Origin of the sequence: Undibacterium sp. TJN25 (genome assembly GCF_049339885.1) — a bacterium.
GTDB lineage: Bacteria > Pseudomonadota > Gammaproteobacteria > Burkholderiales > Burkholderiaceae_D > Undibacterium.
This window is the reverse complement of record NZ_JBMPPM010000006.1, coordinates 263,028-285,452: the sequence shown is the minus strand read 5'-3', so window position 1 is coordinate 285,452 and position 22,425 is coordinate 263,028. Positions and strand designations below refer to the sequence as shown.

General features: G+C 58.6%; 16 protein-coding genes. 9 read left to right on the top strand and 7 right to left on the bottom strand.

Annotated elements, in window-relative coordinates; translation table 11 throughout:
• The first annotated feature begins 2 nt into the window (after positions 1 to 2).
• Together ACO0LO_RS16945 and ACO0LO_RS16940 are read left to right on the top strand one after the other, a co-directional pair.
• Positions 3 to 1,796, top strand: coding sequence for a GspE/PulE family protein (locus tag ACO0LO_RS16945; protein WP_422965534.1), 1,794 nt, complete (start codon positions 3 to 5; stop codon positions 1,794 to 1,796).
• Positions 1,797 to 1,916: 120 nt separating this feature from the next.
• Complete coding sequence (locus ACO0LO_RS16940) at positions 1,917 to 4,619, top strand: CHASE domain-containing protein (RefSeq protein ID WP_422965532.1); 2,703 nt, start codon at positions 1,917 to 1,919, stop codon at positions 4,617 to 4,619.
• Between the two features lie 182 nt (positions 4,620 to 4,801).
• Here the strand turns inward: ACO0LO_RS16940 and ACO0LO_RS16935 are convergent, their stop codons facing one another.
• Positions 4,802 to 5,701, bottom strand: a complete 900-nt coding sequence (locus ACO0LO_RS16935) for an SDR family oxidoreductase (protein ID WP_422965530.1) — start codon at positions 5,699 to 5,701, stop codon at positions 4,802 to 4,804.
• A 12-nt stretch (positions 5,702 to 5,713) separates the two neighbouring features.
• Between ACO0LO_RS16935 and ACO0LO_RS16930 the strand changes: the two genes are divergently transcribed.
• The 4 genes from ACO0LO_RS16930 (at position 5,714) to ACO0LO_RS16915 (ending at position 11,265) form a co-directional block, all read left to right on the top strand.
• Positions 5,714 to 6,739 (top strand): CDP-6-deoxy-delta-3,4-glucoseen reductase, encoded by a 1,026-nt coding sequence (locus ACO0LO_RS16930; RefSeq protein ID WP_422965528.1) that lies wholly within the window; start codon positions 5,714 to 5,716, stop codon positions 6,737 to 6,739.
• A gap of 391 nt (positions 6,740 to 7,130) precedes the next feature.
• Entirely contained in the window at positions 7,131 to 8,738 is a 1,608-nt protein-coding gene (locus tag ACO0LO_RS16925) for an MFS transporter (RefSeq protein WP_422965527.1), read from the top strand.
• 29 nt (positions 8,739 to 8,767) lie between these two features.
• Positions 8,768 to 9,889 carry an HlyD family secretion protein gene (locus ACO0LO_RS16920; RefSeq protein WP_422965525.1) on the top strand — a complete coding sequence of 374 codons (1,122 nt, stop codon included), beginning with the start codon at positions 8,768 to 8,770 and terminating at the stop codon, positions 9,887 to 9,889.
• The gene (locus ACO0LO_RS16915; RefSeq protein WP_422965523.1) at positions 9,886 to 11,265 is read left to right on the top strand and encodes an efflux transporter outer membrane subunit; all 1,380 of its coding nucleotides are present in this window, start codon (positions 9,886 to 9,888) and stop codon (positions 11,263 to 11,265) included. Before ACO0LO_RS16920 ends, ACO0LO_RS16915 begins: the two co-directional genes overlap by 4 nt.
• A 23-nt stretch (positions 11,266 to 11,288) precedes the next feature.
• Here the strand turns inward: ACO0LO_RS16915 and ACO0LO_RS16910 are convergent, their stop codons facing one another.
• Complete coding sequence (locus ACO0LO_RS16910; protein WP_422965521.1) at positions 11,289 to 12,275, bottom strand: NAD-dependent epimerase/dehydratase family protein; 987 nt, start codon at positions 12,273 to 12,275, stop codon at positions 11,289 to 11,291.
• A gap of 96 nt (positions 12,276 to 12,371) precedes the next feature.
• Here ACO0LO_RS16910 and ACO0LO_RS16905 point away from each other — a divergent pair, with 96 nt between their 5' ends.
• The 3 genes from ACO0LO_RS16905 (at position 12,372) to ACO0LO_RS16895 (ending at position 18,401) form a co-directional block, all read left to right on the top strand.
• A complete protein-coding gene (locus ACO0LO_RS16905; protein WP_422965519.1) occupies positions 12,372 to 13,313 on the top strand; it encodes a LysR family transcriptional regulator in 942 nt (313 codons plus the stop codon).
• A 335-nt stretch (positions 13,314 to 13,648) separates the two neighbouring features.
• Positions 13,649 to 14,839: an acetylornithine transaminase gene (locus ACO0LO_RS16900; protein ID WP_422965517.1), complete on the top strand. Its 1,191-nt coding sequence runs from the start codon at positions 13,649 to 13,651 to the stop codon at positions 14,837 to 14,839.
• A gap of 238 nt (positions 14,840 to 15,077) precedes the next feature.
• A complete protein-coding gene (locus ACO0LO_RS16895; protein WP_422965515.1) occupies positions 15,078 to 18,401 on the top strand; it encodes a S41 family peptidase in 3,324 nt (1,107 codons plus the stop codon).
• Positions 18,402 to 18,843: 442 nt separating this feature from the next.
• Here ACO0LO_RS16895 and ACO0LO_RS16890 read toward each other — a convergent pair whose 3' ends face one another.
• From ACO0LO_RS16890 to ACO0LO_RS16870, 5 genes are all read right to left on the bottom strand, one after another.
• Entirely contained in the window at positions 18,844 to 19,293 is a 450-nt protein-coding gene (locus ACO0LO_RS16890; RefSeq protein WP_422965513.1) for a GNAT family N-acetyltransferase, read from the bottom strand.
• A 104-nt stretch (positions 19,294 to 19,397) separates the two neighbouring features.
• Positions 19,398 to 20,033, bottom strand: a complete 636-nt coding sequence (locus ACO0LO_RS16885) for a nitroreductase family protein (protein ID WP_422965511.1) — start codon at positions 20,031 to 20,033, stop codon at positions 19,398 to 19,400.
• A gap of 879 nt (positions 20,034 to 20,912) precedes the next feature.
• Positions 20,913 to 21,530 (bottom strand): FMN-dependent NADH-azoreductase, encoded by a 618-nt coding sequence (locus ACO0LO_RS16880; RefSeq protein WP_422965509.1) that lies wholly within the window; start codon positions 21,528 to 21,530, stop codon positions 20,913 to 20,915.
• Positions 21,531 to 21,545: 15 nt separating this feature from the next.
• Positions 21,546 to 21,689 carry a hypothetical protein gene (locus ACO0LO_RS16875; RefSeq protein ID WP_422965507.1) on the bottom strand — a complete coding sequence of 48 codons (144 nt, stop codon included), beginning with the start codon at positions 21,687 to 21,689 and terminating at the stop codon, positions 21,546 to 21,548.
• A gap of 3 nt (positions 21,690 to 21,692) precedes the next feature.
• Complete coding sequence (locus ACO0LO_RS16870; protein WP_422965505.1) at positions 21,693 to 22,400, bottom strand: glutathione S-transferase N-terminal domain-containing protein; 708 nt, start codon at positions 22,398 to 22,400, stop codon at positions 21,693 to 21,695.
• Between the last annotated feature and the right edge of the window lie 25 nt (positions 22,401 to 22,425).

The following is a 22,425-nucleotide window of genomic DNA, read 5'->3' as shown; positions in this document are numbered from 1 at the left end:
ACATGGCAACCGCAATGACCAAATCCGCGCCACGTGCGCTGAGCATGCAGCAAATCTTTACCTGGCTGATGGCGGACGGCGTTGTGAAGAAGGAAACCGCCAAGACCGATTTCAACCATGCGCAGTCCATCCTGAACAACGGCCCGGCCACCATGCATCCGCTGACTGCCGTCGCGCAATGCAAGCTGCAGTCGGCGCTGGCGCCCCACCATGTGCTGACGCTGGACTGGCTGACCGAATGGACGGCCGGCAAGGTGAAGCTGCCGTTTTACCGCATCGACCCGCTGAAGATCGATTTCACCAAAGTGTCGGATGTCATGTCGTCCACCTATGCGACGCGCTTCAACATCCTGCCGGTGGAATCCACGCCGACCGCTGTCATCATCGCCACTACCGAACCGTACAGCAGCGAGTGGCAGGACGAGATCGCCAAGATCACGCGCAAGGAAATCCGGCTGGTGATGGCCAATCCGCTGGATATTTCGCAATATATCTCGCAGTTCTTCACGCTGGCAAAATCCATCAAGGATGCGAAAAAAGCCAGCAACAATGACCTGGCGCTGCGCAACAACTTCGAACAGCTGGTGGAGCTGGGCAAATCCAACAAGCAGGTCGATGCCAACGACCAGCACATTATCAACATTGTGGACTGGCTGTGGCAGTTTGCATTCGACCAGCGCGCCTCCGACATCCACCTGGAGCCCAAGCGCGACATGGCGACGATACGCTTCCGTATCGACGGCGTGCTGCACCAGGTATACCAGGTGCCGGCGATTGTAATGATCGCGATGACGGCCCGCATCAAATTGCTGGGCCGCATGGACGTGATAGAAAAGCGCAGGCCGCAGGATGGCCGAGTCAAGACCCGCACCGCCGGCGGCCAGGAGGTAGAGTTGCGGCTGTCCACGATGCCGACCGCCTTCGGCGAGAAGGTCGTCATGCGTATTTTCGATCCCGAGGTCGTCGTCAAGACCTTGCCGGAACTGGGCTTCCCCATCAATGATGCGGTGCGCTGGGACAACCTCACCGCCAAGCCGCACGGCATCATCCTGGTGACCGGGCCTACCGGCTCCGGCAAGACCACCACGCTGTATACGACACTGAAGGCGCTGGCCACTTCGGACGTCAACGTCTGCACGGTGGAAGACCCGATAGAAATGGTGGAAGCTTCCTTCAACCAGATGCAGGTGCAGCCCGGCATAGACCTGAACTTTGCCGACGGCGTGAAAGCGCTGATGCGGCAGGACCCGGACATCATCATGGTGGGCGAAATCCGCGACCTGCAAACCGCGGAGATGGCGATACAGGCGGCGCTGACAGGCCATCTGGTGCTGTCCACGCTGCACACCAATGATGCGCCGTCAGCCATCATGCGCTTGCTGGAACTGGGCGTGCCTTACTACTTGCTGGAAGCGACGATCATCGGCATCCTGGCGCAGCGGCTGGTGCGCACGCTGTGCAAGCATTGCAAATCGGCGGACGGGGAAATGCTGGATGCAGTCTGGAAGAGCCTGACCGAAGAATGGAACATCCCCAAACCCGCCACCGTCTACCGGCCTGTGGGTTGCCCTGAATGCCGGCAGACCGGCTTCATGGGCCGCACCGGCCTGTATGAGCTGTTGACGGTGACCCAGCCCTTCAGCAAGCTGATCAAGGAAGAATCGGACATCCATGCGTTGCGCGCACAAAGCATCGCCGACGATATGAAACCGCTGCGCATTGCCGGCGCCTACAAGATCATCGAGGGGCTGACCACTGCCGAAGAGGTACTGAAGGTTACTTCCGCGCTGGTTTGATAGTCCGATAGTCTGACGATCTGGAAATTGCGCCATGCCTGCTGCTCTGCATACCCTGTATAAACAGCCTGCTTCGATGCAGTTGAGCCCCCTGCCCATGCGGCGGCAGGGAGAGCATTGATGCCGTCACTGCGGCATACGGGCTCGCCGGTGTGGCGGCTTTCTTCCTTCCTGTTCACGAAAGCATGGTTCCGCATAATGGCGCTGGCGTCCGCCTACCTGCTGATGGGGCGCCTGTCGCTGCTGCTGGCGATTCCGCCCGGCTACGCAATGGCCGTGTACCCGCCGGCAGGTCTGGCGCTGGGCGTGGTGCTGCTGGCCGGCTACCGTCTGCTGCCGGGTGTGGCGCTGGGCGCTTTCCTGGTCAATGTGATGATCAGTTGGGAATCCCCCGAGGGCTTGTCCTCGCTTTCAGTCTTGCTGGCAACTTTGCTGGCTTGCGGCGCCACGCTGCAGGCCTTCAGCGGCCGCTACCTGATACGCCGCTTCGTCGGCCGCGATCTGGCACTGGACAGCGACAAATCCATTTTCCGTTTCTTCCTGCACGGCGGCGTGCTGGCCTGCATTACCGGGTCCAGCATAGGCGTGCTGTCGCTGTACTGCCTGAATATCATCCCCGGCAACCATGTGCTCAACAACTGGGCCACCTGGTGGGTCGGCGATACGCTGGGCGTGCTGACCATCACACCTATCGTCATGGTGCTGTTCGGCAGACCGCGCGAAATCTGGTATTCGCGCCGCTGGAATGTGCTGCTGCCGCTGACAGTCTGCCTGGCCGTGGTGGTGACAGTATTCGTCTATATCCGCCACCGGGAAGAGCAAAAGCAGTTCCTGGAATTCCGGCTGGAGGTGGAGCGTATCAGCCAGGACCTGCAGAACAAGCTGAACAACCATACCGATGCGGTCGGCAATATAGAACGCTTCTTTTCCAGCGCCCGCAACGTGGACCGCAGTGCGTTTTCCACCTTCGTCCAGCATACGATACAGACCAACAAGGCCATCACTTCGCTGATCTGGGCGCCGCGGGTCACGCTGCAGGACAAGGCGGCGTTTGAGGCGTCGGTGCTGCGGGAAGGCTATGTCAACTTCAAGATTGCCGAGAACGGGCCCGGCGGCAAGCTGACGCCGGTGGCCGACCGCGAAGACTACTTCCCCATCACGTATATAGAGCCGTTCAGGACCGGTACGCGCGCCTTCGGCTACGACATGGGCTCCAATGACCTGCGGCGCAATGCGATTGAGGAAGCGCGCGACAGCGGCAACGTCACCGTGACCGATCCGCTGGTGCTGGTGACCGACAAGGAAGACCAGTATTCGGTGCTGCTGTACGCGCCTATCTACGCGCCGGGCAAGCCGCTGGACAGTTCATGGAGACGCGCCGCGGCCTTCCAGGGCGTGGCCATGAGTGTACTGAGAATGAGCGAGGTGGTGGAAGACCTGCTCAGCAAGCAGGAGCAGCAGAATATCCTGATCAAGTTTTACGACCTGTCCTACCCCGGCAAGCGCGGCACCTTTTACGATGCCATCAAGCAGGTGGATCCGCAACGCATCTTCCAGTCCACCATCAATTTCGGCGGCCGCCAGTATGCACTGCTGGCGCAGCCGTCCGCTGCCTACTGGGATGTGCACGTATCATGGATCACCTGGTTCACGATGATAGGCGGCCTGCTGTTCACCAGCCTGCTGGGCATTTACCTGCTGGTGGTGACGGCGCACACCTTCAATGTCGAAATCCTGGTGGCGCACCGCACCAGCCAGCTGCACGACAGCGAGGAGCGGCTGCGCGCCATCCTGGCCAATGCGGCGGAAGGCATCATCACGATGAACCCCAGCGGCTTCATTGAATCGGCCAACCAGTCCGCCGAGACCTTGCTCGACTATCCACGCGGTGCGCTGTTCGGCCGCAACATCCTGAGCCTGTTCCCGGACCCTGCATCGGAAGCCTTCCTGCACAGCTATATGCAGGACAGGCAAACCCCGCATGAGAAACAGGCCCGCCAGGAATTAACGGGAAGAAAGCGGCTGGACCAGGAAATCCCGCTGGAACTGGCGATCGCCAGGGTGGAGCTGGGCTCACAGGCGCTGCTGGTGCTGATCCTGCATGACCTGTCGGAACGCAAGCGGGTAGAAAAATTGAAAGGCGAATTCGTCGCCGCGGTGTCGCATGAGCTGCGCACGCCGCTGACGTCCATTCGCGGCTCCCTGGGCCTGCTGGTGGGTGGCATAGGCGGCGCGCTTCCGGACAAGGCCAAAACCCTGCTGGACATGGCCAACGACAATGCGGAACGGCTGACACTACTGATCAACGACCTGCTGGATTTTGAAAAACTGGAATACGGCGGCATGCAGTTCAACCTGCAGGCGGGCTCGCTGCGGGAACTGGTAGCCAAGTCGATCAACGCAAACAAAGGCTATACGCAAAAATTCGGCATCGCGCTGGTATTCGACGCGCAGCACAGCATGGACGCCATCGTAAATGCCGACCAGCAGCGCTTTATCCAGGTGCTGTCCAACCTGCTGTCGAATGCGATCAAATTTTCCAGGAGGCACGGCCAGGTGCAGGTGTATATTTCCATCGAAGGCAGCTGGGCCAGGGTGTCGGTGGTGGACCAGGGCATAGGCATTTCCGCCGAATTTCAGGGCAGCATCTTCGAAAAATTCACCCAGGAAGACGCCAAGGCAGCGCGTAAATATGCAGGCACCGGCCTGGGCCTGTCGCTGACCAAGACTATGATGGAAAAAATGGGCGGCCGCATCGGCTTTACCAGCGTGGAAGGCGAAGGTTCGACGTTTTTCATCGAATTGCCTGTCGCCGACGCCTGACCACGCCCGGAACCTTGGCATCGCAACATCGTAGGGTGCAATAGCTTTAGCGTATTGCACCGCCTGGCGTCAGATATACGGCGCATTTGTTCATGCATGTATCCAGATCATTCGGTGCAATACGCTGACGCTATTGCACTTACCGGCGCCAACTTTATTTAACCCGGTCCTCCATTGATTGTTCAAGCTCCGGCGCGATCACGCAAAGCCTGCCGCAAGCCGTCCTCCACGCGCGCGTAGCGCAGCCGCATCCCCAGTTCCGACTTAATACGGCTGTTCTGCAGGCGGCGTGATTCCGACATGAAGGACAGCAGCATGGGGCTGACCGCTGCGCTGAGTTCGGCGCGCGGCAATCGTGGCGGGCGCGGCAGCTGGAAGGCATCCGCTACCGCATCGAAATAGGCTGCCATCTTGATATCGCTGTCATCCACCGCGTGGTACACCCTGCCCGGCGATGCGCGGAACAGCGCCAGCTTGATCAGCCGGGCAAGATCGTCGGCGTGGATATGGTTGGTATAGACATCATCCACTTCTATCAATGCCGGCGTGCCTTTTTGCAAACGCTCCAGCGGCAGACGGTCGCCGGCGTAAATGCCCGGTACCCGCAGGATGGATAACGAGGATTGGCTACGCCTGGCCCAGGCCCGCAGCAGCTTTTCCGCTGCCACGCGGCGCCTGGCGCGCGCATTTTGCGGCCGCACCGGGCGCGTTTCATCGAACGCGCTGCCGCCGCAGTCGCCGTACACGCCGGTGGTGCTGATGTAAACAAGGTGGCTCTTGTCAGGTAGAATGGCGGTCAAATTACGGGTCCGGGCATCGTTTTCGCCCTCGGAACGGGGTGGTGCCAGATGGACAATATAGTGCGCCAGGTTCGCCAGCCGAGCCAGCGTATCCCTTTGATCCAGGTCGGCCACCAGCGGAACGGCGCCCGCGGCACGCAACTCTGCCGCCCTGGCCGGCTGGCTGGTCACGGCAAATAGGCGGAACTGTTCGCGCAGCAAGGGCAGCAAACGCATGCCCACGTCGCCGCATCCCAGGATCAGCAGCCGCGGCCTATTCAGTTTTTTTTGTATGTTTTTCATATTCAGGATTGTATGACTTTTCAAGTAACCGTGACCCCGAGCGGTCGCCAATTTAGTTGCGATGACGGCGAAACCGTATTGAGTGCGGCGCTGCGCGCCGGCGTGGGCCTGCCTTACGGCTGCAAAAACGGCGCCTGCGGCTCCTGCAAGGGCAAAGTGCTGGAAGGCAGTGTCACGCACGGCGTGCATCAGCAAAGGGCCCTGTCGGAGACCGAGGAAGCGCAGGGCGGCTCGCTGTTCTGCTGCGCCCGGCCGAATTCCGATCTGGTCATCGAAGCGCGTGAAATTGTCGGCGGCGGCGATTACCCGGTGAAGAAAATGCCTACCCGCGTCGCCAAGCTGGAGAAGCTGTCGCACGACGTGATGCTGATCTCGCTGCAGCTGCCGGCCAACGAACGCCTGCAATACCGCGCCGGCCAGTATATCGAATTCATGCTGCGCGACGGCAAGCGCCGCAGCTACAGCATGGCCAATGCGCCGCACCTGGACGAACAGATCACGCTGCACGTGCGCCACATGCCCGGCGGCCTGTTCACCGACCAGGTGTTTTCGACGATGAAGGAAAGAGACATCCTGCGTTTCGAAGGCCCGCAAGGTACTTTCTTCCTGCGTGAAGACAGCGACAAGCCCATCATCCTGCTGGCCTCCGGCACCGGCTTTGCACCGATCAAGGCACTGGTGGAACAACTGATCCACATCGGTTCCACCCGCCGCGTCGCGCTGTACTGGGGCGGCCGCCGCCCGGAAGATCTGTACATGAACAGCCTGTGCGAAGAATGGGCGGCCACATTGCCCAACTTCAGCTACGTGCCGGTGGTATCGGATGCCACGCCGGAAGACGGCTGGACCGGCCGCGCCGGCTTTGTCCACCGCGCCGTGATGGACGACCACGCCGACCTGCTCGGTTACCAGGTCTATGCCTGCGGCGCGCCCATCGTTGTCGATTCCGCCAAGTTCGATTTCACGGCAATGTGCCAGTTGCCGGAAGAAGAGTTCTATGCAGACTCCTTTACGTCGGAAGCCGATCTGGCGGCATAGGCCCCTTATACCCGGCAGCACATGAAAAGCCTCGCCACTGCGGGGCTTTTTTCATACGACCGGCCGTCTTCCTGCCTCGTAACTGACACAACATCAACAATCTGGACCTCCGTCTCCGCACGCATTACCGGTGTAAATTGCCGAGAAATTCGGACAGGACAGGATACATTGGCCCGCCAAGACAGGTCTCCCCGCTTCTTACGGGCAAATTTCCACAGATACCTCTACCCGCCCATAACCTGAATGCGGCTTTCCACTTCATAGCACAATCTAAAACCGAGGCCGTTGCACAAGCGAGACAGTTGTGGTTTCAGCACGCAGGTGCAAAGATTAGTCGATAGAATAGCCAAGTCCGCTCCCACGCAACGCTTACCGATCCAGGCCCACTACGATGAGTAATCCTAGTCCAGCATCTGTTGCTCCGCCCCCTGCGACGGCGACCGACGTGTACGACGTTCGTCATGGTGTGGCCTGCGCGATGGTGTCTGTGCTGATAGGGATTACGCAGAGCCTGGGCATCAACATGATCAATTCCAACCTGACTGCGATCCAGGGCACGCTGGGAGTAACGGCGGCGGAAATCGGCTGGCTGACCTCAGCGTTCTGGGCAACTTATATATCCTCGTCCCTGCTGATGACAAAGGTCAGGATGCAGTATGGCTTGCGGCTCTTCACCAACATCGCGATCAGCTGTTTTTTGGCCGGTACGATTGTCCTGCTATTTGCCAACGATATTCGCAGCGCAATCTTTGTCAGGGCCATACAGGGATTTGCTGCCGCATGCCTCAGCACACTGGCGCTACTGTACATGGTCGAGTCCGTTCCCAAAAAATTTGCCCTGGTCGGCCTGGTCCTGGGCATCGGCACCCTTCAGCTCGGTGCACCCTTATCACGCATACTCCCGGAATCCTTGCTGGAAATTGGTCGCTGGCAAGGCCTCAATGTGCTGGACATGTCGCTGGCGGTCATTGCCCTTGGAGCAATCAACGCAGTCACACTGACACCCCCGCCACGGCAAAAAGTCTTCTGCCAGGGAGATATTTTTGCTTTTGCATTTTATGCCACTTCGCTGGCATTACTGGCTATCGTGCTGACACAGGGCAGGACAGTCTGGTGGAGTGACAGCGAATGGCTGGGTATTATGCTGGCGGTTTCCCTCCTCTGCCTCGGTGTCTACCTGCACCTCGATTTGCACCGCAGCAGCCCGCTGATCGACCTCAAGTGGCTGTTCGGGCCTCTCATGCGCCGCCTGCTGCTGGCGATAGTATTGTTTCGCGTCGTGCTGAGCGAGCAGAATGTCGGCGCGGTAGGCCTGCTGAATGCATTGGGAATGAACAACGATCAGATGCAGGTCCTGTTCGCATGGGTCTTATTCTCTACCGTACTCGGATTTATCGTTGCCGCCCTGATCATCGCAACGGGCAAACTGCATATTCCCGGCCTGGTGTCCCTGCTGCTCGTATGCCTGGGTGCATGGCTGGATTCCAGCTCTACCTCGCTGACCAGGCCCTCTGAACTCTATTTCAGCCAATCACTGATCGCTTTCGGTTCCTCCATGTATCTGTCTTCGGCGATCGCTCTCGGTTTTACCCAGCTCATCGCAGGCGGCATGAAGAATTTTCCCAGCTTTGCGGCAGTCTTCAGCGGTGGCCAGGCGCTCGCAACCCTGGCGGCCAGTGCCTGGCTGAGCACGTTTTTCGTCGACGCACAGAAGCTCCATTTCAGCCACCTGAGCCAGTATCTCTCCCTGGCCAATCCGCAGGTTGCCGCCCGCATCAGCCAGATGGCAGCCGGCTTCAGCGGCATCAGCAGCGACCGGGCGGCAGCGACGTCAAGGGCACTGGTAACACTGGGGCAGCAGGCCAATATAGAAGCATCCGTGCTGGCGTACAACGACATTTTCGAAGTGATTGCGGCAATCTCTGCACTGACTTTCCTGTGGCTGCTGATCGCGAAATGGATGCGGGAACGTAGGGAACAACAAGCCCTGAGCAACTAGACCAACCCTTACAAACCGGATAACCCACCATGACCAGTTTCTCTGAAATGAATGCACGTCTGAAACCGTGGATTACGCTGCCTATCCTGTTAGGTGTGCTGCTGGTCTTGTATGCCTGGCATCTGCCGCCGTTTTCCAGCGCTATCGAAACCACGGAGAATGCCTACGTGCGAGGCAGTGTCACCCTCATTGCGCCCAAGGTGGACGGCTACGTGACGGAAGTCCTGGTGCAGGATTTCAATTCAGTCACTGCCGGCCAGGTCCTGGTCAAACTGGACGATCGCAACTATCGCGCCAAGCTGGAACAGGCGCGCAGCATACTGGCGGTTCAGGAGACCGCATTGACGAACTTTCCGCAGACCTTGCGGGTGCGCGAGGCCAATGTGCAGGTGGGGGAGGCACAAATCGCCAGCACTCGGGCGCAACTGAGCAACGCCAGAGCCCAGCTGGCAAAGGCGACGGCTGATATGCGCAGGGTGGACGCACTGATGAAAGAAGATTCGCTATCGCAAAGAGAGCATGACCTGACCCAGGCAGCGCTGCAGCAAGCGGAGGCCGGCGCCAAGCAGGCGGAAGCCGTCGTCCGGCAGGCAGACGCAAATAGCATATCGTCGAAGCAGGAGCTGACCTCGGTCAAGGTCAATCGCTCAGCCCTTGAGGCCTCGGTTGCAAACGCTAAAGCCAGCGTCCGCCTGGCGGAAATCGATCTGGAAAATACGAGCATTCGCGCTCCTCGCAGCGGCCAGGTCGGAGAGGTCGGCGTCAAGCTGGGGCAATATGTCGTCCCGGGAACGCAATTGATGCCGCTGGTCCCTTCCACGGTCTGGGTCGTCGCCAATTTCAAGGAAGCCCAGACTGCCCGCATGGAACCGGGGCAGCCCGTATCATTTACTGTTGACGGCCTGGCAGACGCGAAGCTGAAAGGCACAATAGAAAGAATCTCGCCGGCCACGGGCTCGGAGTTCAGCGCCATCCGTCCCGACAATGCGACCGGGAACTTCACCAAGATTCCTCAGCGCCTGCTGGTGCGCATCTCCATCGATCCCAGTGATCCGCTGTCGGCCCGGCTCAGGCCGGGCATGTCCGTGGTTGCCAGCGTGGATACGGCGAAGTCGTCCACCAAATCCCCTTCCGGTACGGCCAAGCAATGAGCAAGTCTACATGCCAAAGATACGGTAAGTTGCTTGCCAGCGCGTTTCTGCTCAGCGCCTGCACGACGCAACAGCTGAAACCACAGGTTCTGGATCTTGAGGTACCCGGGCAATGGTCCAAGGCGACGGGCGAAAGCCGGCTTGACCAGCAATGGTGGAACAATTTCGGCGACCCGGTACTCGCCCAGCTCATTGACCAAGGCTTGCGCAACAACAAGGACCTGAGAATCGCAGCCGCCCGGGTTGCGGAAGCAAGGGCCCTGCGCGATTTCGAGGCCGGCGAGGAACTGCCTTCGCTGGGCTTCGGGGCAGGCGGGGAAAGGGCCACGGCTCTCAATCCCTTTGGCAAGCCATATACCGCCAACAATGCACAGGCACAATTCCAGGCTGCATATGAAGTGGATATATGGGGGCGGCTTGGCGCGCTGACAAAAGCGTCGGAAGCGTCTCTCGCCGCCAGCAAGGCAAACCAGGATGCGGTTGCCCTGAGTGTTGCAGCAAATATTGCTGCGACCTATATCAGCCTGCGCACACTGGATGCGAGGCTGATCGTCGCGCGCCAAACCCTGGAGTCCCGCACCTCGGCCCTGAAGCTGGCACAATCCAGGCGCAACAATGGCGACACCTCATTTCTGGAACTGTCCCAGGCACAGTCTGAATACCATGCGACGGCGCAAGTGATCCCGCAACTGGAAACGACAATCCACCAGACAGAGCATCGTTTGGCCATTTTGCTGGGGCAAGCGCCGGGACCTGTTGCCAGGGGAAAGACACTCAACGAGATAGCCTATCCTGCACTGCCGGGCACAGGCTTGCCGTCGGAGTTGCTGAAACGCCGGCCGGATATTGCCGCCGCAGAAGATGCTGTCGCGGCCAGCAACGAGCGCTTGTCTGCCGCCAAAGCACAGCTGCTGCCCTCCTTGAAGCTGACGGCCAGCCTGGGACGTGTCACATCCACCGCATTGTCCGGCGATCCATTTACCTTGTGGAGCCTCGGCGGAAGCATACTGGCGCCGGTATTTGAAGGAGGCCGGCTGACGGCCCAGGTCAACGCCAGCGTTTCGCGTGCCGACCAGGCGCTGATCGCGTATGAAAAAACGGTGCTGACGGCATTTGGCGAAGTGGAAGATGGACTTGCCGCCATCGATCGCCTCAGCGTCCAGATATCGGAAGCGCAACAACAGACTCAGGCGCTGACACAAGCCGTCAGGATCGCCCATAGCAGGTATCAGGCGGGTTATGTGTCCTATCTGGACGAAGTGGATGCGCAGCGCAATCTGTTCAATGTCCAGCAGTCGCTGCTGCAATTGCAGGCCAGCAGGCTGATCGCAGCGGTCAACCTGTACCGGGCGCTGGGAGGCGGTTGGCAGCAGTGAGCCCGGCAACGCCGGGCTTTCTGTCATGCAGAAGCGCGCATCGCAGCCAGCGTCTGCCTTATCCCCTGCTCGTAGGAAGTCTTGACCAGACCAGGCAGTAACTTGCGCAGGTCGCTGTCGTCCATCAGCACGGGCGAGGTTTGCAGATAGTGCATTTCAACCAGCTCGCGCATGAGCTTGTCGAACAGGCCTGACAGGCGAACCATCCATTTGCCGAATACCATCATCCGTGGCTTGGCGCCAGCCTGCGTGAACACCTGGTGTGCGAAATCCCGCTGGGAGATCACGCCCGCGCCGGCAAAATTCCAGGTGCGGCCGTAGGCCTTGTCGTTGGCAGCCAGCGCCAGCAGCGCCGGGCCGGCATCCGGCACATACACAAATTCATGCGGCGTATCGATGGGGCCTATCATCATTGCGCGCGACCCGTCCGTTGCCGCCTTGAAGACGCTGTCCAGCAGACTTTTGTCAACGCCGGGGCCGTAGAAATCCGGCAGGCGCAGCACCGTGCCGCGTATCTTGCCGGCCTTGTCGGCATCCATCAGCAAGTCTTCTTGCTGCTTGCGCATTTTGCCCTTGTAGGTGTGCGGACGGCGCGGATGCTCTTCCTTCACCTTGCCCGTTTGCGGCAAGCCGTAGGGATAGACGGTGCCGCTCAACACGAAGTGGCGCACGTTTTCAGCGATGGCGGCGTCCAGTGCCTTTTGCATGATGAGCGGATGCAGCTCGAACTGCCAGTAATCGATGCCGACCAGATAGATAACGGTATCGATGCCGCGCGCGGCGGCCCGCATGGAGGCGGCGTCATCGGTGTTCCAGGTAATGATCTCGGCCAGCGGATCATCGCCGAAATTCTGCCGCAGGGCCTCGGCGGAGCGCCCTACCACACGGTATGGCCGCCCTTCCGCCCTCAGCGCGGCGGCAACGCTTTTGCCTATGGCGCCGGACGCGCCAAACAAGGCAATAGTGGCATGGCCGCGGTTGCCCTCTTGTTGCTGATGCAATTTGCTCATGTTGCGCTCCCTGGAAGTGGATATGGAATGACCCCATGGTAATATCCGACAAATAATGCGTCCAATGCATGTTTAATATAAGTCAATATGCACCAAATGAATTCAGCTAAAAACCTTCGGTCTGTCGACCTCAACCTGCTGGTGATCCTGGACGCGCTGCTGACAGAACGCAGCGTTACCAGGGCGGCAGCACGCCTGTACCTGACGCAACCGGCAACCAGCCACGCGCTGGAGCGACTGCGCCTGCTGTTTGGCGATCCGCTGCTGGAAAGAAGGAAAGGCGGCATGGAGCTGACAGGCCGCGCGGAGGAATTGCGGGAGCCGCTGCGGGACGTCCTGGACGAGTTGCAGCGCCTGGTACAGACGCCGGACATTCCCTTGGCCGAGCTGAGGCAGACGGTGCACCTGGCAATGCCGGATTTCCCGGCCATTCTGCTGCTGCCGCAACTATGGCCTGCGCTGCAGAGGGTAGCGCCCGGCGTCAACCTGGTCGTGCATAACTGGACCGACAATACGCTGGAGATCGCCCGCCTGCAAAAGGGTGAAATCAGCCTGGTGCTGTCTACCTTGGAGACGGTGCCGTCCGACGTAGAAAAGCAGCATATAGGCGACGAATGCTATACCGGCATTGCCGCCCTGGGGCACGCGCTAGGCGCACAGCCCAGCCTGGAAGAATTCACCGCCTGGCCGCACGTGCTGGTGTCGGCGCGTGGTAGCCAGAGCACCCCCTTCGACCGGCAACTGGCAGCGCTGGGCGTGCAACGGCGCGTGGGCATGTCCGTTTCCAGCTTCCTGAGCGTTCCCTCCATTGTCGCTTCGTCGGACGCGATTGCGCTAATCCCGCGCAGCATGGCAAGGCACTGGGCCGACACCAGCCGATTGCAGGAATTTACACCGCCGGTGGACGCCGGCAGCTTCAGCGTGGATCTCGCCTGGCACAAAAGGCGCAGTACGGACAAGGCAGTGCAACTGGTCGCCGGCCTGGTGGCCACGCTGATGGACCGCATCGTCAGGCAAACCGGCGTAAACCCTGCATGACCGCATGGAGGCCGCACGGAAGCCCTTATTTGCACGAAAAAGATGTAAAAAACATTTTGACGCAGTGCGCAAAACGTCCTACTATCCGTTTTATGAAAAATTTCGCCAACATGTCTTCACCAAATATCGTACGACGTCGTGCTATGCACCCGCCTGGGCGAGTTGTGTGATGAGCGTGCGCGAGAAGTAAGCAGCACCAGAACACCAAAGCCACAGGCCAACAACCTGTGGCTTTTTTTGTATCCGCTTGTTTTTCAAGCTTTTTTAGCATCAAGCCGACCTTATCCTTAGCCCTTTTAGCCTTACTTACCGGATTTTTAACCAGGAGCCCCGAAATGGAATACAGCCAGTACAACGTCAATGCCCTCATGTACATCACGCCCCGGCCTGAACTCGTATTTACCGAGGGCAGCGGCATGTGGCTGACCGATCATAAAGGCAAGCGCTACCTGGATTACCTGCAAGGCTGGGCCGTCAACTGCCTGGGCCATTCGCCGCAATGCATACAGGATGCGCTGGTCAAGCAGTCGAAAACGCTGATCAACCCTTCCCCTGCCTTCTACAACGCGCCCGCCATAGAATTGGCGACCATGCTGACAGAGAACTCCTGCTTTGACCGCGTATTCTTCGCCAACAGCGGCGCCGAAGCGAATGAAGGTGCGATCAAGCTGGCGCGCAAGTGGGGCCAGAAGAACAAGAACGGCGCTTTCGAAATCATCACCTTCGACCACGGCTTCCATGGCCGCACGCTGGCAACGATGTCAGCCTCCGGCAAGCCGGGCTGGGATACGATTTTTGCGCCACAGGTTTCCGGCTTCCCGAAAGCAGACCTGAACGACATCGCCTCGGTAGAAAAGCTGATCACCGACAAAACCGTGGGCGTGATGCTGGAACCGGTGCAGGGCGAAGGCGGCGTATTGCCTGCCAGCCGCGAATTCATGCAAGCGCTGCGCGAACTGACGAAGAAACACAATATCCTGCTGATCGTTGATGAAGTACAGTCCGGCATGGGCCGTACCGGCAAGCTGTTCGCCTATGAACAATCAGGCATAGAACCGGACATCATGACGCTGGCCAAGGGCATAGGCGGCGGCGTGCCGCTGGCGGCGCTGCTGTGCCGTGAAGAAGTGGCCTGCTTCGTACCCGGCGACCAGGGCGGCACCTACAATGGCAACCCACTGACGACCGCAGTCGGCATCGCCGTGCTGAAAGCCTTGCTGGAAGAAGGCTTCCTGGCATCGGTGCAGGAAAAAGCGGATTACCTGAGCAAGGCACTGCTGAAACTGTCCGAACAATATGGCCTGCAAGGCGAGCGCGGCGAAGGCTTGCTGCGAGCGTTGAAGCTGGGTTCCGACATCGGCCCGCAGATCGTTGAAGCGGCGCGCAACATGGAACCGGTAGGCCTATTGTTGAATTCTCCGCGCCCCGACCTGCTGCGTTTCATGCCGGCGCTGAATGTCAGCATCGCTGAGCTGGACCAGATGATAGACATGCTGGGCCAGATATTGCAGCAAGTGAAGAAATAAGTTTTATCCCCTCCGCGGCAGGCCGCCTGTGCCTGTCGCACCAATCCCCTCGCCGCCGATTGTCTGGTGCATCGCAGCAAAATCTCTTGCCTGCGCCCTCGAACTTTTGACAAAAATCCCGGTCTGATTGCTGCTTTCGAGTAATATAAAAGCACGAATGCAACACCAGTGCAGCACTATAAAATCGCCCGGTCCACCGGGCTACCGGCTCTCTTCTTCCCCTATCTGGTCTGACAACATGAAAATATCGCGATTGCTGCTGTCCCTCGCCCTGGCAGGGGCCTTTGCACCTGCCTTCGCCGGCGATGCCTATTACCGCTTCCCTTCCATTCGTGCCGATTCGGTGGTGTTCACCGCCGAAGGCGATTTGTGGCGTGTGGCCAGCGGCGGCGGCCAGGCCATCAGGCTGACGACCCACCCTGCGGCAGAAACCAATTCGGCCATCTCGCGCGATGGTAAATGGCTGGCGTTTTCAGCGTCCTATGAAGGTGCGCAGGAAGCGTATGTCATGCCGCTCGCGGGCGGACTGCCCAAGCGGCTGACGTTTGAAAACGGCGCCGTCAGCGTGCTGGGCTGGACCGCTCAGGGCGAAGTGCTGGTGACGACGCAGAACAGCACCGGGCCGTCTGCCCACCGCATCATTGCCGCGGTGAACCCGCAAAGCATGGCGCGCCGCGTGTTCCCGGTGGCGGACGCCAATGAGGCGGCGCTGGACGACAGCGGCAAGACGCTGTACTTCACCCGCTACGGTCTGCACATGACCAACGACAATGTGCGCCATTACCGCGGCGGCGCCTACGCCCAGTTGTGGCGATACGAACTGCAGGGTAAGGAAGAGGCCCAGCCGCTGTTTGCCGGCGACACCTCCAACAACAAACGGCCGATGTGGTGGAACGGCCGCCTGTACTTCGTCAGCGACCGCGATGGCGCGGATAATTTGTGGAGCATGAATCCCGATGGCAGCGACAAGCTTGCGCTGACCAGCCATAAGGAATGGGATGTGCGCAACGCCAGCATGGGCGACGGCAAGATCATCTACCAGCTCGGCGCCGACCTGCATGTCTACGACATTGCACAGCAAGGCGACAAGCTCCTGAAGATCGACCTCGTTTCGGATTTCGACCAGCAGCGTAGCCGCCAGATCAAATCGCCGCTGGACCAGTTGACCGACATCCAGCTGTCCAACAAGGACGAGCGCATCATCATCACCGCGCGCGGCCGGGCCAGCATTGCCGGCACCGGCTCGCAAAGGCGCATAGAAATTGCCGTGCCGGAAGGCTCGCGCGCCCGCGACGCGGTCTTCAGCCATGACGACAAATGGGTGTACGCCATTGTGGATACCACAGGCGAAAATGAAATCTGGCGCTTTCCGGCCAACGGCGCAGGCCCCGGAGAACAACTGACCCGCGACGGCGACAGCCACCGCTGGCAGCTGTATCCATCACCCGATGGCAAGTGGCTCGCGCATACCGACAAGCGCGGCCGCTTCTGGCTGCTGGACCTGGCGACGAAGAAAGATACCGTCATCGACGACGCCGGCAAGATAGGCGTGGACCAGCATGAAGAGGTGGTCTGGGCGCCGGACAGCAAGACGCTGGCAATGGTGCGCGCCACCAATAGTGCGCAGCGCGAACAGATAGGCCTGTATGTGCTGGCCTCCAAGGAACTCGCCTTTATCACCACCGACCGCTATAACTCCAGCTCCCCCGCCTTCTCGCCGGACGGCAAATGGCTGTATTTCCTGTCCGAGCGCAATTTCAAGCTGGCCAACAACGCCCCCTGGGGTGACCGCAACATGGGCCCGGTATTCGACAAGCGCAGTGGCGTGTATGCACTGGCCTTGCAGCCGGGCAACCGATTCTCGTTCAAGCCGGATGACGAACTGAGCAAACCAGACCCCGCCAAAGACGGCAAGGATGCCAAGGACGCGAAGGATGCGAAGAACGGAAAAGAAGACAAGAAAGCCGCCACTGCCGAAGCCGACAAAAAACCGGCTGCTCCCGCCTCCCCGCCGGTAGTGCTGGCAGGTCTGGCTGCGCGCCTGTACGAAGTACCGCTGGCCGCGGGCAATTACCGCTCACTGGCGGCGGATGACAAGCGCCTGTATTTCCTGGAACAGGAGATCGGCAGCGAAGGCAAGGCCACGCTGAAAACCCTGGCCATCAACCGCAGCAGCCCGCAGCCCGAAGTTTTTGTCGCCGGTGTCCGCTACTACGACCTGTCCAACGACAAGAAGCGGGTTTTCTACCGCACCTTCACTGCCAGCGGTCCCGGCGACTTTCTCATCGTGGAAGCCGGCGCGAAACAGCCGGCCGACATCAGCAAGGCCAAGATCAAGATCGACGACTGGTCGTTCACGTCCAATCCGCGCGAGGAATGGAAACAGATGTTTGCCGACGCCTGGCGCATGCATAGGGATTTCCTGTATGACAGCAAGATGCGCGGTCGCGACTGGCTGAAAATCCGCAGCAAATATGCGCCGCTGGTAGACCGCATCACCGACCGCGCGGAGCTGAACGACATCCTGGGCATGATGGTGGCCGAGGTGGGTGCGCTGCATTCGCAGGTTGCGCCGGGCGACATCCGCAAGGGTTCGCCGGAAGGCCAGCCCGCCGGTCTGGGCGCGGTGCTGTCACGCACGGCGGACGGCTACCGCATCGACCGCATCTACCGCAGCGAACCGGAATTGCCCGCCGACCGCGGCCCGCTGGCGCAAGCCGATATGGATATCAAGGAAGGCGATGTCATTACCGCCGTCAACGGCAGGCCGGTATTGCAGGAACGCGATATCTCCGACCTGCTGCTGAACCAGGCGGACAAGCAGGTATTGCTGAATGTCAAACGCGGCACAGCCGCCGCCAAACCCTTTGTCGTGACCCCTGTGTCGATGACCAAGCAGAACGGCCTGCGCTACAGCGACTGGGAACAGAGCCGCAGCAGCCGCGTCGATACGGAATCGCAAGGCAAGATTGGCTATCTGCACCTGCGTGCCATGGGGCAGAACGACATCGCCAGCTTTGCGCGCGATTTCTACAGCAATATCAACCGCGACGGCCTGATCATCGATGTGCGGCGCAATAACGGCGGCAGCATCGACAGCTGGATCATAGAAAAACTGCTGCGCAAGGCCTGGGCATTCTGGTCTTCGCCAAACAACCAGCCCAACAGCAATATGCAGCAGACTTTCCGCGGCCACTTGGTGGTGCTGGTGGATGAGTTGACCTATTCCGATGGCGAAACCTTCGCTGCCGGCGTCAAGGCGCTGGGCATTGCGCCGCTGGTTGGCCGGCGCACGGCCGGCGCCGGCGTCTGGCTGTCGGACCGCAATCGCCTGGCGGATAACGGCATGGTCAGGGTCGCCGAAAGCGGCCAGTTCGCCGCCGACGGCCGCTGGCTGATAGAAGGCATAGGCGTATTGCCGGATGTGGAGGTAGATAATCCTCCGCATGCGACCTTCGCCGGTGAAGACCGCCAACTGGAAACCGCATTGCAGATGCTGGAGAAAAAACTGAAGGAGCAGCCGGTCAAACCGTATGCGCCGCAGGAAATTCCTGCGCTGTAGCATTCCAGCAGCAGTAGCAATAGCAGCGCCCGCAGCATCAGCCCGCCTTCCCGGCGGGCTTTTTTTATGTCTTTAGTATGTGGTTTTGCAGCACTGTTTTGCTGTCGTAAAGTGCCACAGAAGGTGAGATTTTTGCCACAGAAAGTAAGATTTCTGCCATATAAGTCGAGATTGAATGGAAAAGGCTAGCCAAGGAAGCTGGCCTTTTTTTAATGGGTGACGTAACAAATTTACGTGTTGTTGAAGTGCATTCGAGCTAGTACATCGTTATGGGCCCATAGTTTGGCTTCTCTTATTAGTTTCGATGTTGATTCGGAACAGTGTCGGTGAACTAGCCCCGTGCCATTCAGGTTTCACTACAAGTATTTATCACTAGGTCGCAGGAATTACTGGGAATAGCGATGCGCTAAACGAATCTTGAAAACAGACCCCGCATCAGCTGTCAAGTAATTGGTTTTCGATAGTGAATAAAACCTGAACGATCAGCAATTCGGTCGTAAAGCTGCTTGGCGTTATGGTTGGATTCTTGTGTCAGCCAGTATACGCGAGACGCACCATGGCGTTTGGCGTCCGCATAGACATGCTCGATCAGCGCACGGCCGACGCCGAGTCCTCGCCCGCCAGACGCGACAAACAGATCCTGAAGATAACAGTCGTCGTTCATCGTCCAGGCAGATCGATGGTAGATCGAATGTACCAACCCAACCACTTGTTCTCCTATCATGGCAAGTGCCGCATGCATCGGCTCGGTTGGAGCCAAGAATCGCTTCCATGTCTCGAGCGTCACATGCTCCGAGATATCCACTTCGTAAAATCGTTGATAGCCTTTCCACAGTGGAAGCCAAATATCAAAATCCTTGCTTTCAATGCCTCTGATTTCGACGGATTTCATAGCGTGCTCCGGAGATTCCAACTGATGCAATGCTTCTCTACGTGGGCGCTTGTGCAGATATGGTTGCTTGGTCATTTCGCGCAACCACAGCTGCGGCGATGGATTTATACAAAATCCAAGATATCGGCCACTGGACGGCGCGGCTTCTGTGCCCAATTTCCCGGGCGCTCTATCCCTACGGACAACAGCATTACCGGTATTTCGTCCGCGGCTAGTTCGAACTCGCGATGCACCGCCTCCGCATCGAAGCCGATCATCGGCGTAGAACCCAGGCCGAACGAACGCGCTGCATAGATCATCGCTGATGCACCGAAGGTGGCAGTGCGTACAGCCTCGTCGCGCCGACGCTCCGGGTACGCCATATACAGATCGCGTGCGGGATTTTCCCACTCCGCTACCATGGAAGCCGGCATCACACCCGCTTCTACAAGTGGCGCCAGACGCTCAGGTATTACACTGGTGTCGACTAACTGGCCGATAACGACGAAGGTTACCGCGGCATCGGTGATGGCGGGTTGATTCCAGGCAATCGGACTCAGGCGAGCCTTGGCTTCACGCGTGCGCACGGCGATGAACCGCCAGTTCTGCAAGTGAAATGATGTCGGTGCAGCGGTGCCTATTCGCACCAGCTCAAAGATTTCCTCATCGCTCAACGTGGCGGCAGGGTCGTAATACTTGGCTGCGCTACGGCTCAAGATGCATTCTATGACCGCATTAGTGTTGCTTATTTCTTTATTCATGTTTAATCCTATAGGTTAAGGTATTGATTGAAGTAGAGGAGTGTTTTAACTCTCCGCAGCGCTGCCGCTATGCAAGGTTCTCAAACCAGATGCCCGATGGCCAAAGTCAATATCGTTGCAACGACATAGCTAACACCGACGCGGCCTATTAGGTCTGCATCTGCTGCAGCGGGCTAAATAGCTGAAAAGCAGAATAGCGTTTTGGCTCATTGCGTCGCTCTGTCATCAGGTAATTAGGAGCCTTCACTTTAAGTCTATTTGTTACCGATATCGAGACTGCATCGGCTCAATAAAACATCAAAAAGGATCAAAATAGCGAGGTATGCGTCCCACTAGTCGCTACGTGGTTTTCCATCGCTACCGAATAGCAGACATCAACAAATTCGATTTGAGAGAACGGCTACTCCATCGATCAGTCGCCATGGATCCTTACAACGAAAATCCTCCCGAGCCGTTTGGTGTTTTAGTTTTTCCATCTACGCTTCGAGCAGCACTTTCTCGATTTGAAAGTGCCGTCGAAGTGATCGTGAAGAGAGTCAAAACTCATCGTATTAGGCGATACCTGTTCGGTTCGAAGCAACGCAGAATTTGGGCGGTTACGGTGGCCGCTCTTCTAGTACCTCGCTGAGATCGGCGGGATTCGGTCACGACCGCAGCGATCTATTCAGATGGGGTCATACCAAATCGGGCGGGATGAATCCCGACGCATGAATCTAAACGATGACGTCGTTTATTGCGCCCTGCTGCGCGGGCCGTTTGGCCACCTTCATCCCAGTCATTCCCGCTGTCTGGCCTATCGCAGCTATTGCCATCATGGGAATCGTCTCCTTGGTTCGTTCGTATCAAAAGCATTCGTAGTAGTGCGCAACACCCGATCGGTCAAACAAGCTCCTCAATAACTCTCAGGTCTATCTCTTTGAGCGCTTGGTCCCTCGCCAATGTGCCTTGATCCTGATCGAGAAACGCTGTAGCCTGAACTGAGAGAAATTGAATGTTTTTTAGTCCAATGCTACCTAGCACCGCAGACAGATAGGGCGTGAAAAAATCAGGCTGGTTGGCTCGGTCGCCGCGAAAGACACCACCTGAAGCGACGGCAATGAACACGGGACGATCTCGAAGCATCCCCACTTTCCCGACTGGCGTCGACTTGAACGTGCGACCAGCGCGGAGGATTTGGTCGATCCAAGCCTTCAAGCTCGAGGGAACCGTCAAGTTGTTCAAGGGCGTTCCGATGACGATCACATCGGCAGCCTCAACCTCGTGAATAAGCGCATCGGAAAGCTCCAGAGAGCCACTCAGCGGGGTTGCCAAGGTGGTCGGTGACGACAGGGTAGTCGCGTAGTCGGGCGAAGCGTGAGGTAAGGGAGCTGCGGCAAAATCCCTCCGCCTAATGTTCGCACCAGGTGTAGTCTCGAGAAGTTTTTTGACAATTGCCGCCGAAAGCCGACGGCTGTGCGATTCCTGACGCGGGCTGCAATCAATATGGAGGATGTTCATGCGTTTTCCTTTTTTTCACTGCAGTTGTAAAAATGGTTCGATCACGATCCTGACGTCACCTTTGGGTAACGCCGCGATGACCTCGTGGCCGCGCTGACGGAGAATGGCGACGGATTTCGAACCGATCAGTGCGGTGCCGCCGATCGCGACGAACTTCATCGCTTATGCTCCTCGTTCAGTCGCTGTTACATCGAGCCCGCGCTGCACCCCCGGACGTGCGAGGCCACGGTTGAACCACGCTTGAACATGAAGAAAACGGTCAAAGCCGACGAGCTCGCGAGCTTCGTAAAAGCCGATCAGGTTGCGCACCCAACCGAGCAGTGAAATATCGGCGATGCTGTAATCGTCCCCCATCACCCAATCGCGCTCCGCGAGGCGGTCGTCAAGGACACCGAGCAACCGCGCCGATTCGGCTGTATAGCGGTCGCGCGGGCGTTTGTCCTCATAAGCTTTGCCGGCGAATTTATTGAAAAAGCCGACCTGGCCGAACATCGGTCCGACTCCACCCATCTGCCACATCACCCACTGGATCGTCTCGTAGCGGGTGTTCGGATCGGTTGAGATAAATCGTCCTGTCTTGTCGGCAAGATAAAGGAGGATCGCGCCCGATTCGAATAGTGCGAGCGGTTTGCCGTTCGGCCCGTCGGGGTCGTAGATTGCCGGAATCTTGCCGTTTGGGTTGAGCGAGAGAAAGGCCGGGTCGTGGTTTTCGTTCGCCATGATGTCGATCCGGTGCGCTTCATAAGCCAGGCCGGTTTCCTCAAGCATGATGCCGACTTTTACCCCATTGGGCGTCGGGAGCGAAAAGAGTTGTAGCCGATTGGGGTACCTCGCCGGCCAGCGCGTGAAAATTGGATGATCGAGTGTCACTTTCTTTCTCCTGAACTTGCCGTCG

Excerpts from the sequence above, each read along its gene's own strand:
- ACO0LO_RS16890 (WP_422965513.1), bottom strand. The coding sequence starts at position 19,293 with ATGAAATCCGTCGAAATCAGAGGCATTGAAAGCAAGGATTTTGATATT.
- ACO0LO_RS16920 (WP_422965525.1), top strand. The coding sequence starts at position 8,768 with ATGACCAGTTTCTCTGAAATGAATGCACGTCTGAAACCGTGGATTACG.
- ACO0LO_RS16900 (WP_422965517.1), top strand. The coding sequence starts at position 13,649 with ATGGAATACAGCCAGTACAACGTCAATGCCCTCATGTACATCACGCCC.
- ACO0LO_RS16910 (WP_422965521.1), bottom strand. The coding sequence starts at position 12,275 with ATGAGCAAATTGCATCAGCAACAAGAGGGCAACCGCGGCCATGCCACT.
- ACO0LO_RS16940 (WP_422965532.1), top strand. The coding sequence starts at position 1,917 with ATGCCGTCACTGCGGCATACGGGCTCGCCGGTGTGGCGGCTTTCTTCC.
- ACO0LO_RS16895 (WP_422965515.1), top strand. The coding sequence starts at position 15,078 with ATGAAAATATCGCGATTGCTGCTGTCCCTCGCCCTGGCAGGGGCCTTT.
- ACO0LO_RS16945 (WP_422965534.1), top strand. The coding sequence starts at position 3 with ATGGCAACCGCAATGACCAAATCCGCGCCACGTGCGCTGAGCATGCAG.
- ACO0LO_RS16925 (WP_422965527.1), top strand. The coding sequence starts at position 7,131 with ATGAGTAATCCTAGTCCAGCATCTGTTGCTCCGCCCCCTGCGACGGCG.
- ACO0LO_RS16875 (WP_422965507.1), bottom strand. The coding sequence starts at position 21,689 with ATGAAGTTCGTCGCGATCGGCGGCACCGCACTGATCGGTTCGAAATCC.
- ACO0LO_RS16885 (WP_422965511.1), bottom strand. The coding sequence starts at position 20,033 with ATGAATAAAGAAATAAGCAACACTAATGCGGTCATAGAATGCATCTTG.
- ACO0LO_RS16905 (WP_422965519.1), top strand. The coding sequence starts at position 12,372 with ATGAATTCAGCTAAAAACCTTCGGTCTGTCGACCTCAACCTGCTGGTG.
- ACO0LO_RS16915 (WP_422965523.1), top strand. The coding sequence starts at position 9,886 with ATGAGCAAGTCTACATGCCAAAGATACGGTAAGTTGCTTGCCAGCGCG.
- ACO0LO_RS16935 (WP_422965530.1), bottom strand. The coding sequence starts at position 5,701 with ATGAAAAACATACAAAAAAAACTGAATAGGCCGCGGCTGCTGATCCTG.
- ACO0LO_RS16930 (WP_422965528.1), top strand. The coding sequence starts at position 5,714 with ATGACTTTTCAAGTAACCGTGACCCCGAGCGGTCGCCAATTTAGTTGC.
- ACO0LO_RS16880 (WP_422965509.1), bottom strand. The coding sequence starts at position 21,530 with ATGAACATCCTCCATATTGATTGCAGCCCGCGTCAGGAATCGCACAGC.